The 10,550-nt window shown below is 71.8% G+C and carries 9 protein-coding genes; 3 read left to right on the plus strand and 6 right to left on the minus strand.

Annotated features, from left to right (window positions below):
- Positions 1 to 33 precede the first annotated feature (33 nt).
- Positions 34 to 1,191, minus strand: a complete 1,158-nt coding sequence (locus tag MYMAC_RS04025; RefSeq protein WP_095957101.1) for a hypothetical protein — start codon at positions 1,189 to 1,191, stop codon at positions 34 to 36.
- A gap of 254 nt (positions 1,192 to 1,445) precedes the next feature.
- Between MYMAC_RS04025 and MYMAC_RS04030 the strand changes: the two genes are divergently transcribed.
- From MYMAC_RS04030 to MYMAC_RS04040, 3 genes are all read left to right on the plus strand, one after another.
- Positions 1,446 to 1,991: a hypothetical protein gene (locus MYMAC_RS04030; RefSeq protein ID WP_095957102.1), complete on the plus strand. Its 546-nt coding sequence runs from the start codon at positions 1,446 to 1,448 to the stop codon at positions 1,989 to 1,991.
- A 111-nt stretch (positions 1,992 to 2,102) separates the two neighbouring features.
- The gene (locus tag MYMAC_RS04035) at positions 2,103 to 3,509 is read left to right on the plus strand and encodes a M16 family metallopeptidase (protein ID WP_095957103.1); all 1,407 of its coding nucleotides are present in this window, start codon (positions 2,103 to 2,105) and stop codon (positions 3,507 to 3,509) included.
- Positions 3,506 to 4,990, plus strand: coding sequence for a M16 family metallopeptidase (locus tag MYMAC_RS04040; RefSeq protein ID WP_095957104.1), 1,485 nt, complete (start codon positions 3,506 to 3,508; stop codon positions 4,988 to 4,990). The genes MYMAC_RS04035 and MYMAC_RS04040 overlap by 4 nt, the downstream gene beginning before the upstream one ends.
- Before the next feature lie 69 nt (positions 4,991 to 5,059).
- Here MYMAC_RS04040 and MYMAC_RS04045 read toward each other — a convergent pair whose 3' ends face one another.
- From MYMAC_RS04045 to MYMAC_RS04065, 5 genes are all read right to left on the minus strand, one after another.
- Complete coding sequence (locus MYMAC_RS04045) at positions 5,060 to 6,406, minus strand: DUF1615 family protein (protein ID WP_095957105.1); 1,347 nt, start codon at positions 6,404 to 6,406, stop codon at positions 5,060 to 5,062.
- A gap of 159 nt (positions 6,407 to 6,565) precedes the next feature.
- On the minus strand, positions 6,566 to 7,288 hold the full coding sequence (locus MYMAC_RS04050) for a hypothetical protein (RefSeq protein WP_239989334.1): 723 nt from the start codon (positions 7,286 to 7,288) through the stop codon (positions 6,566 to 6,568).
- Between the two features lie 165 nt (positions 7,289 to 7,453).
- Positions 7,454 to 8,263 carry a hypothetical protein gene (locus tag MYMAC_RS04055; protein WP_043709324.1) on the minus strand — a complete coding sequence of 270 codons (810 nt, stop codon included), beginning with the start codon at positions 8,261 to 8,263 and terminating at the stop codon, positions 7,454 to 7,456.
- Positions 8,264 to 8,320: 57 nt separating this feature from the next.
- Positions 8,321 to 10,129: an acyl-CoA dehydrogenase gene (locus MYMAC_RS04060; protein ID WP_095957107.1), complete on the minus strand. Its 1,809-nt coding sequence runs from the start codon at positions 10,127 to 10,129 to the stop codon at positions 8,321 to 8,323.
- A gap of 22 nt (positions 10,130 to 10,151) precedes the next feature.
- A complete protein-coding gene (locus MYMAC_RS04065; RefSeq protein ID WP_013936056.1) occupies positions 10,152 to 10,478 on the minus strand; it encodes a hypothetical protein in 327 nt (108 codons plus the stop codon).
- Positions 10,479 to 10,550 lie beyond the last annotated feature (72 nt).

Consider the following 10,550-nt stretch of genomic DNA (forward strand, 5'->3'; position numbering starts at 1 on the left):
GGGGCGTCCGCTGGCGGCGCGCGCGCTGAACGCTCAAGTCAAGACGAGCGCCCTGGCTCGAAGGGGCTCACGTGCCTCCAGCGTCCAGACGTCCGCGTCTGGCTGATAGCCAGTGGCGCGCTTGCCTGCGGAGGCGTGGGCTTTCGTCGCGAGGAGTCCGGCGTGCCAGAGGTTCTGCTTCAGCTTGAACACCGTGGAGGGGTTGTAGGCTGCGTTGGGAAGGCGGGGCCCTATCTCTCCCGACGGGTCCGTCAGGAAGAGCGCGCCCGCGAGCGCCGAGTCCAATCGGGCGGCTTCGCAGGCCAGCTCCGGAAGCAGCAGGGGTTTCTCTCGTTCCGCCAATGCCCGGAGCACCAGCCGCACCGCGGGTTGCCGCAGGAGGACGAAGCGCGCGACGGCGGCGAGCCCCGCGTCCACCTCCGCCAGGCGGCTCCGTTTGTCGTAGGTACGGGCCGGGGTGAACCGCAAGGCATCGAGGAGATCCGCCACCGTCTTGCCTTCCAGGGTCGGCGCGCCGTCCAGGTCGATGAGCCCCAGCGTCATCGCCCCCGCGATGGCGAGTCGCCGTGAGTCCGGTGAAGCGAGGTCGCGCCAGCGCCGCGTGAGGGCATCTGTGAGTGACAGGGACGCGCTCTTCCGGTCCGAGATGAAGGCCACCGCCAGATAGTTGAGCGGGTGGTTGAGCTGCAGGCTGCGCGCGACGGGGGCCCCCTCCAGCATCGCCGCGGCATGACTGACGACTTGTGGATGCGGTCGAGGGTCGGTGGGGAGGAGCGCCTCGCTCCAGCGCCCCGATTCGCGCACGAGGAGTCCGACGCCGTTGTCCCTGGCCATCCTGGTGGCCGCGCGTGTGACGTCGCCATTCAGGTCCGGGACCGCGAGCCAGGCATGGTGGACGCCTGTTTGATACCGGTGGGCTTGTCCCAGGCCTTTGACCCAGTCCCCGCCGGAGGCTTTCACCTCGATTCCGGCGATGAGCCTGCCGCCCGCGACCTCGAGATTGCAGAGCACGTCCGGCCGGGTGTCGTCGAGCGAGAGCCGGGTCATGGGCTCGAGCTTGTGCTTGAAAGCGCTGCGCAGGTAGCTCGGGTCGGCGTCCACGAGGATGCGGCTGACGCGCGCGCCGCGGAGCCCATGCTCAAGCAGGTGCTGCTTCAAGGAGTGGACGACGCTGGCTTCTGGGCTGGCCATGCCGGGCAAGCGTACCGCCTGGGGGGGCAGGCCGGCACGCCTGTCGCGTCCTCGATGCTCGTGACGCCTGGGGCGGAGGGCGCGGCGGTTCCGGCCCCGCTGGCCCCGGATGCTCGGGGCGCGCATCTGGCGGACGGGTTTGCCCCGGAGTGTGATACCCGTACCCGAGTCCAGCACCTGACTCGCTGCGTGGTACCGCATGGCGGTCCGGGGGCGCCCCTGGTACGGACAGGTTGTCGGAGGAACGAAACACGATGGACGCGAACGCAGTGGCGGAGCTCGAGAAGGCGGGCGTGAAGGTGGACCAGCCCGAGCGCCTGTACGTGGCGGTGGAGTGGGACGAGGACGGCAAGCACGTGCGTCCGGTGGGAGAGCGCGTCCAGGTTCGCGCGGGCGAGCAGCTCGCCCACGTGACGCTCAAGCCCATCTCCCAGCTCTTCACCGGCGACGCGAAGCCCCCCAGCTTCGCCAAGGCGCCGCCCATGGAGTACCAGCCCTTCTTCCTCCTCATCGAGGCCACCGCCGCCGGCTACTGCCGCGCCGTGCGCAACACCGAGACGGACCAGGAGTTCGAGCGGCTCTACCGCCACCTCCTGCGCCGCCCCGACGGCACCGACCGCAACCCGCTCTTCTCGCACCTGCAGGGCGCCGTCCGCCTCTACATGTCCCTGCGCGACGTCAGCCAGGCGGAGTTCGAGGCCGTCATCCACCGCCTCCACCAGTCCGCCCGTCACTTCCAGACGCACACCGGGAGCATCAACTACTTCCAGGAAGTGCTCCGCGAAGTGCTCGGCGCCTGAGCCTCCGCGCCATCCAGCGCCGCGCGCCCTCCTGGTCAACCCGGGAGGGCGGCAGGTGGAATATCGTGCGCCGCCGCCCGTTCCCGGGCGTCCCTCCCGACAGGAGCACGGATGTTCCGTCAGTCGTTACTCTGGACCTCGTGTCTGGCCCTGCTTACCGGCCCCGTGGCCTGTGCGCAGACGCAGGCCAAGGCGGTGGCGAAGCCCGCCGTGGCCGCCGCGCCGAAGCTGGCCACCGGCATCGAGTCCCGCACCCTCAAGAACGGGCTCAAGGTCATCGTCTGGCCCAACCACGACATCCCCAGTGTCGTCCTCTACAACTGGTTCCGCGTCGGCGGCCGGAACGAGTACCCGGGCATCACCGGCCTGTCCCACTTCTTCGAGCACATGATGTTCAACGGCGCGAAGAAGTACGGCCCCGGTGAGTTCGACCGCGTCATGGAGGCCAACGGCGGCGCCAACAACGCCTTCACCTCCGAGGACGTCACCGTCTACATGGACTGGTTCCCGCGCTCCGCGCTCGACGTCATCTTCGACCTCGAGGCCGACCGGCTCCAGCACCTGGCCATCGACCCCAAGGTCACCGAGTCCGAGCGCGGCGTCGTCTACTCGGAGCGCCGCTCCGCCATCGACAATGACAACATGGGCGCCCTCATGGAGCAGGTGCAGGCCACCGCCTTCGTGGCCCACCCGTACCAGTTCCCCGTCATCGGCTGGCCGTCCGACATCGAGTCGTGGCGCATCGAGGATCTCCAGCGCTTCTACAAGACGTACTACGCGCCCAACAACGCCACGCTCATCTTCACCGGCGCCGTGACGCCCGCCGAAATCTTCGCGCTCGCGGAGAAGTACCTGGAGCCCATCCCCTCGCAGCCCGCCCCCGAGCCCGTCCGCACCCAGGAGCCCGAGCAGCAGGGCGAGCGCCGCGTCGTCGTGCGCAAGCAGGCCCAGGCCCCGCTCATCCAGCTCGCCTACCACGGCATCTCCGGCAAGGACGCGGACGTGGAGGCGCTCACGCTGCTCCTGAGCATCCTCACCAACGGCGACTCCTCGCGCCTGCACCGCCGCCTCGTGGAGGAGGAGCGCGCCGCCCTGCGCGTCAACTCTCACTACAGCCCCGGCTTCGACCCGTCGCTCGTCTGGGTCTTCGCGGACTTGCCCCCCGGCGCCGACCTGTCCAGGGTGGAGGGCCTGCTCACCGAGGAGCTGGACCGCGTCGTCAAGGAGGGCGTCAGCGACGCCGAGCTCCAGAAGGCGCGCAACATCACCCTGTCCCAGTACTGGCGCGGCCTCGAGACGAACAACGGCCGGGGCCGCGCGCTGGGCGCCGCGGAGACGTTCCGCGGGGACTACCGCCAGCTCTTCGACGCGCCCGCCCGCTATGAGCGCGTGACGCGTGACGATGTCCGAAAGGTCGCCGCGCGCATCTTCAATTCGCAGCGCCGCACCGTGGGCTGGCTCGTGCCCGCCGACGCGCAGGCCGCCACCCCCGATTCCCGCAAGGAGGCCTCGCGATGAGCGCCCCGCTCACCTGGAAGGCCGCGTTCACCACGCTGGTGTTGTCCTCCGTCCCCGCCGCGGCGCAAGGCTCCGCCGCCGCGGCGCAAGGCTCCGCCGCCGCGCCCAGGGCCGCCGCCACCGCGGCGCCGGCGCAGCAGGGCGTGACGCTCCCCAAGGCCACCACCGTCACGCTGAAGAACGGCGCGAAGCTGCTGCTCGTGGAGCGCAAGGAGCTGCCGCTCGTCTCGTTCAGCGCGTGGGTGCGCGGCGGCGCCCTGGGCGACCCCGCTGGCAAGGAAGGCCTGGCCTCGCTCACCGGCGAGCTGCTCCAGAAGGGCGCCGGCGCCCGTGACGCGCGCCAGTTCGCCGAGGCCGTGGACGGCGTGGGCGGCGCGATTCAGGTGGCCGCCACCCTGGAGGCCCTGGTCATCAGCGGCCAGTTCATGTCGCGCGACACCGGGCTGATGGTGGAGCTGCTCACCGACATGCTCACCCGGCCGCGCTTCGACGCGAAGGAGCTGGAGAAGGTCCGCGCGCGCAAGGCTTCCGAAATCGCCGCCGCGAAGGATGGCGACCCGCGCGGGCTGATTGGCGCGTACTTCCAGGCCTTCCACTTCGCCGGGCACCCGTACGGCACGCCCGTCAACGGCAGCGAGGCGTCCCTGCCCGGCCTGTCGCGCGAGGACGTGCTCGCGTACGCGAAGAACCACCTGGGGGGAGATCGGCTCATCGTCTCCGTGGTGGGTGACTTCGACGCGAAGGCGCTCGCGAAGAAGCTGGAGTCCTCGCTCGGTGGCTGGGCGCGCGCCGCCACGCCCGCGCCCACGGTGTCCGCCACGGCCGCCTCCAAGGGCCGGCGCGTGCTGCTGGTGGACAAGCCGGACGCCACCCAGACGTACTTCTGGATTGGCAACACCGGCATCTCCCGCACAGACGCGGACCGCGCCTCGGTGCGGCTCGCGGAGACGGTGTTCGGCGGGCGCTTCACCTCGCTGCTCAACACGGAGCTGCGCGTGAAGTCCGGCCTCAGCTATGGCGCCAGCTCCGTGTTCATCCGCAACACGCAGCCGGGCCCCGTCGTCATCGCGTCGTACACGAAGACGGAGTCCACGGGCCGCGCCATCGACCTGGCGCTGGAGACGCTCGCGGGCTACCGGAAGTCCGGCATGGATGACGCCATGCTCGCCTCCGCCAAATCGTACGTGCTGGGGCAGTTCCCGCCCACGCTGGAGACGGGCGCGCAGGTGGCGGGCAAGCTGTCGGAGCTGGCCTTCTACGGGCTGGACGCCAGCGACGTGGACGGCTTCGCCAGCGCGGTCTCCGCCACCACGCGCGCGGGGGTGAATGGCATCATCCAGCGCAAGCTCCCCGCGCCGGAGGACCTCACCTTCGTCCTCATCGGCAACGCGTCGGAGATTCGCGACATGGCTCGCAAGTACGGCCCCGTCACGGAGATGAGCATCTCCGACAAGCACTTCGCGCCGCCCGCGAAGCGCTGAAGCCCGCCCGCCGCCGCGCACCGCCGGTCCTCGACGAAGTCGGGCCGGCGGTGCCAGGGGCCTTCCGCGCTACTTCGCCTTCTGCGCCTGGTAGCGCTTCATGCACTTCTGGAAGCGCCGGTCCACCGAGCGCGCGAACCACGCGGTGGTGAGCTCGCGCTTCAGCTTCGGGCTCCGGAGCGTCACCCGGGGGAGCTGGGCGTACGACGGTGCCTCGCCCGTCTCCCGCTGGTAGACGCGCTTCACCGCGCGGAACGTGTCGGTGGATTCGAACACCGCCTCCTTCTCCTTGCGCACGTCGCGGCGGACCGTCCGCTCGCTGAGCTCCGGGGCGAAGCGCCGGCGGAAGGCGAGCATCGCCCGCAGCGACTTGCTGTCCTCGCTGCGCGGCTCGCCCTGCTTGTCATAGAGCTGGAGGTCTCCATCCGGCGCCAGGGGATGCCCGGTGAGGCGGCTCACCTGCGACTGGAGCGCGGCGTTGCGTGACGCATAGACGCCCGCGTTGTAGTCCGCGAAGCGGAAGAGGGGCTCGGGGTACGCGGCCTCGTAGCCCAACAGCCGCGCGGTGCCGTAACGCACGCCGCCCGCGCGGGTGTACATCGACTCGCGCACCTCGGCCGGGTCCGCGTCCTCGCCCGCCTTCTGGAGTGCGTAGCGCACGCTCACCTGCATGGAGCCAGCGGTGGTGACGGGGTTGAACTCGTGCAGGTTTCCCGAGGCGAAGAGGCCGCTGGTGAAGTCCACGACCTTGAAGGTGTTCGGGTACTCGACCTCGTAGTACGCGAGCATGTCGCGGAAGAGCCGGTCCAGGTCGCGCTCGGTGCGCAGCGCGCGCAGCCGCGCGTCGAAGGTCTTCCTGCTGCCCTTCGCGCGGCCTTCCAGCACCGACGCCAGGACCTTGCGGCCCAGCGGCCCCAGCTTGTCCGCGTGCTCCTCCAGGCGGGCCCGCACCATCTTCGGCAACCCCGGGACGGCCGGGTCGACCTTGTAGCCGGACTCCTGTTCGATGACGGCCAGCACCGAGCACACCGCGGGCGGCGACGGGGCGAGCTCCTCCACCTCCAGCGCGGCCAGCACGTCGCGGGCCCAGCCCTCACGCTCCTGGAGCTTCGGCGGCATCAGCTTCGCCACCTCCGACACGGAGAGCCGGGGCGGTGGCGGAATGGTCGGCTGGGCCGGGCCTGCTCCGCGCGACGCGCACGCGGTCAGAACGCCCGACGCCAACAGGGCCCCCAGCCACAGGCCGAGACGCCGGCTGGCGGCCAGCGGCGCATCGGCCCTCGTGCGGGCGCCCAGGTTCGCGCCACGCGGGGCCGCCAGTGTCGAATCGCGCCACCGCGCGAGCGCCACCCACAAGCCGCGCCACGCGCTGCGCCAGCCGTGCGGATGGGACTGCGGTGCAATGGGCTCCGGCATGCGCTCGCCTCCAGGGGCTTGGGCCCTGATATCTCAAGAGGCGCGCCGCGCAGGCGAAAGCCGAGGGTCCGCCGCCTGCCCGGTGTGGGGGCGAGCGGGCCCCCGTGACGCCGGGTGGAGCCTCCCAGGTGGGAGGCCCTACCACGGCCCGGGCCCGGCTCAGCGGCGGATCTGCACGTCGCGCGCGACGGTGCGCCCACCCATGAGCACGAACTGCGCGCGCACCGGCGTGCCTTCCTCGAGCTGACGCAGCGGCACCTTCCGGCCCTGGCGCAGGCCCCGGCTGCGGCGGTCCAGCTCCAGCTCGTAGACGCCGCCCTCGCGGTCCTTCACGGTGATGGCGTGCTGCTTCACCCGCGTGACGCGCCCGTTCACCGAGCTGGTGGCGATGACGACGTCCTCCAGGCCCGCGCTCCCCGAGCCGCCCTGGCCCGTCCCCGCCGTGGCGTCCTGCGCCGCGCGCGCCGCGCCCAGGTACCAGTCCTCGTCCTCTCGGGCCTGGACGGCCTCGGAGCCAATCATCACCCGGCCCGCGGTCGCCTGCTGCTGCGTCTGCGGCTCGGCGGGCTCCGTCACCGGGGCCGGTGCGCGCACGGGAGCGCCTTGCAGCGGCGCCACGGTGCTGTCGCTCAAGGCCGTCGGTGCTCGCGCCGGAGCGCTCTGCGCCGGCGCGGGCTCCGAGACCGCCGTCGCGGGGCGGAGCGCTCCCGTCTCTGTCGGGCGCTCCACGTCCGCCGCGGGCTCGCGTTCAATGGCCCCGGCCGGGGTGTCCGCTTCCACGCCTCCGGGCGCGACGACGCCCGCCCGAGGCTCCCGCTCACGGCACCCCGACGCCAACACGCAGAGGCCCAGCATTCCCACCCACGCCCATCCCTTTCCCATACCGTTCCCCTCGAGTTCCCACTCGCTCCGTTTCGCGGCTTCCTTTGCAAGCTGTGTGCGCTGGCCCTCCGGTGGGAGCCGCGCGTTGGGAACCGGCGCTGACGGGTGGACACTCGTCGCGGCCGGTGTGCGGCGGCGGACGAAAGGCGCGGGGCGCCGGCCGCTTCACGCCGCCAGCGCGCGGGCCACGGCCTTCACGTGTGAGCGCACCAGCTCGCGAGCGCCCATCAACTCCGTGGCGTTCTCCGGCACGTAGCCCAGGCACAGCACCACGTCGTCCTCCGGCGCGGTGCGCACGCCCAGCTTCACGTAGTCCACCGTGCGCGGCACGGGCTCGCCGTCGGCGTCCCGGTTGAAGCGGCCGAACACCGTGGCATTCGCGCCCCGCCGCGGCGCCGTCTCCTTCAAGGCGAACAGCCGGCGAACGGCGGCGAGCGCCTCCGGCTGCTCCAGCAGCGCCTCCGGCCGCGCGGGGCCGGCCAGCTCCCACTCCAACAGGCGCAGGCAGCCGCGGACGAACTCCACGTCGGTGATGACCAGCCCGTACAGGTACCAGTCCGCGCAGGCCGCCTGCACCAGCCTCGCCTGGGCGTCCGTCAGCCAACCGAAGGAGGGGCAGGTGAATGTCTCGCAGACGGCGGAGCGGTACACGCCGCAGTCGCGCAGGTCCGCGCCGCCCGTCACCAGCGGGTGGGCGAGGCAGCCCACCTGCTTGCGCTCGTTGTCGAGGAAGCCGAGCAGCGGACACACCCGCACCGCGGAGAACATGGGCTCGGCGCGACGGGCCGCGAGCAGCTCACGCGCGGCCTCGTGCCATGCCGAGGCTTCCCAGGGCACGCGGCGAAGCCGCTCCGTCTGCATGGAGAGCTGCTCCGCCACGGCCAGGCGGGAATGGTCCCTGAAGTTGTAGAGGCCGCAGCAAGCACCACACGACGCGCCTCCACCGGGCTGGCACAGGTGGAAAGAAACAGTCACCTTTCACATCTTACGGGCTCCAACGATTCATGCAGGAGAATCGTCGGGGCCGTCTTCTCAGAACCATTCCGGGCGCATGCGCGCGTAGGAGTCCTCGCCTGTCCGGCAGAGCCGGGCCAGCAGCGGCACGCGGGGCAGCTCCACCGCGAACCAGTACTGCGCCGCCGCCAGCTTGCCCTCGTAGAAGTCACGCCCAGGCTCGCCGCGCGTCAGGGCCTCCTTCGCCGCCGCGGCCTGGGCCAGCCAGCGCCACGCCACCGCGAGCACACCGAACAGCTCCAGGAAGTCCGCGCTGTGGCGCAGCATCAGCTCCACCTCGCCGGACATGCCGCGCGTGCCCAGCTCCGCCACCACGCCAGTGGTCTCCGCCAGCGCCTGTTCGAGCGCCTCGCGCCACTCCGGCGCCAGGCCCGCGGCGCGCGCCCGCGCCACCGTGGTGCCCACCTCCTCCGCGAAGGCTCGAAGCGCCGCGCCGCCGCCGGCCACCACCTTGCGCCCCAGCAAATCCAGGCCCTGGATGCCGGTGGTGCCCTCGTGGATGCTGTTGAGCTTCTGGTCCCTCAGCCAGGCCTCTGGCAGGTATTCGCTGGAGTAGCCGTAGCCGCCGTGCACCTGCACCGCGAGCGCGTTGCTCTCGAAGCCGCGCTCGGCGGGGAAGGACTTCGCCACCGGCGTCAGCAGGTCCACCAGCAGGCCCGCGCGCCGACGCGCGGCCTCGTCCGGCGCGTGCTCCGCCAGGTCCGCCTGGTACGACGCGGCCAGCAGCAGCGACAGGCCCCCTTCGACGATGGCCTTCTGCCGCAGCAGCATCCGCCGGACGTCCGCGTGTTCGATGATGGGCGTCTGCGGCCGCGAGGCGTCGCGGAGGCCGGCGGGGCGGCCCTGGGGACGCTCGCGCGCGTAGGCCACGGCCTCGTGATACGCCACCGTCGCGGTGGCCACCCCGTTCATGCCCACCATGATGCGCGCCTCGTTCATCATCTGGAACATGCACGCCAGGCCGCGCCCGGGCGGCCCCACCAGCCAGCCGTGGCAGTCACCGGACTCGCCGTAGTTGAGGGCGAGGCTGGGGATGCCCTTCCAGCCAATCTTGTGGATGACGCCCGCCACCCGGACGTCGTTGTCCACCAGCGCGCCCCCTTGCGGCCGCCGCGCGGGCACCGCGAAGAGGGAGATGCCCTTCGCCCCGTCCTCCGCGCCCTCGATGCGCGCCAGCGTCAGGTGCACCACGTTCTCGCTGAAGTCCTGGTCCGCGCCGCTGATGAAGGTTTTCGAGCCCTGGATGCGCCAGGTGCCATCCGGCGCGGGCGTGGCGCGCGTCCGCACGTCCGCGAGGCTGCTGCCCGCCTGCGGCTCGGTGAGGGCCATGGTGCCCGTCCATTCGCCCCGGTACATGGGCGCCATGAAGGCCGCCTTCACCTCGGGCGTGCCGAACACCTCCAGCAGGTGCGCCGCGCCCAGCGTCAGGCCCAGCCACGCGTAGACGCTCAGGTTGGCCGCCATGAGATAGGCGGTGGACACCGCGTGCACGGTGAGCGGGAGCTGCTGCCCGCCGACGTCGGCCGGGCGGGTGGCGGTGAGCAGGCCCAGCTCCACCAGGCGCGGGTACAGCTCGCGCATCAGCGGGTGGACGTGGACGCGGCCGTCGCGGAAGGACGGGGGCTGGGCGTCCATGGCGCGGTAGGTGGGGTAGAGCACCTCGCGGGAGAAGCGGCGCGTGCTGTCCACCAGCAGGGTGAAGGTGTCCCGGGAGTGCTCCGCGAACGCGGGCAGGGCACACAGCGCGGTGGCGTCCAGCACCTCGTAGAGCTGGAAGTCCACGTCGCGGTCCGACAACAGCGGATTGGGGCGGGGCGCGGTCGTCATGCGCCCGGTGTTAACAGGCGCGCTAGTAGGACGCGAACGCCGCCTCGAAGTCGAGGTCATCCAGGTCATCCCCGGCGTCCACGGCCGGACGCTCGTCCCGCGTCTCGGGGAGCGCGTCGGGCCGGGCGGACCACTCCGGAGACGCGGCGTCGGCGACCAGGGGGAGCACGGACACGCCGAGCAGCGCCATGGTCAACGCCGTCTCCATGGACTCCATCAGCGGCTCCTGGGAGCGGTGCCACCAGCGGTGGTGTCCCCGCTTCCGCCGCCGCAGCCGGTCCAGGCACGAGGTGCCCAGCACCTGGATGCCGGCGCCTCCCAGCGTCGCGAGCGCCAGTCCACAGGCCATGGAGGAGACGCCGTGTGGCCGTCCCCGGAAGGGCCTCGTCGGCGCGTGTGGATCCGTGGGCCTGGACGTCGC

It is taken from the genome of Corallococcus macrosporus DSM 14697 (genome assembly GCF_002305895.1).
In the GTDB taxonomy this organism is placed as follows: domain Bacteria; phylum Myxococcota; class Myxococcia; order Myxococcales; family Myxococcaceae; genus Myxococcus; species Myxococcus macrosporus.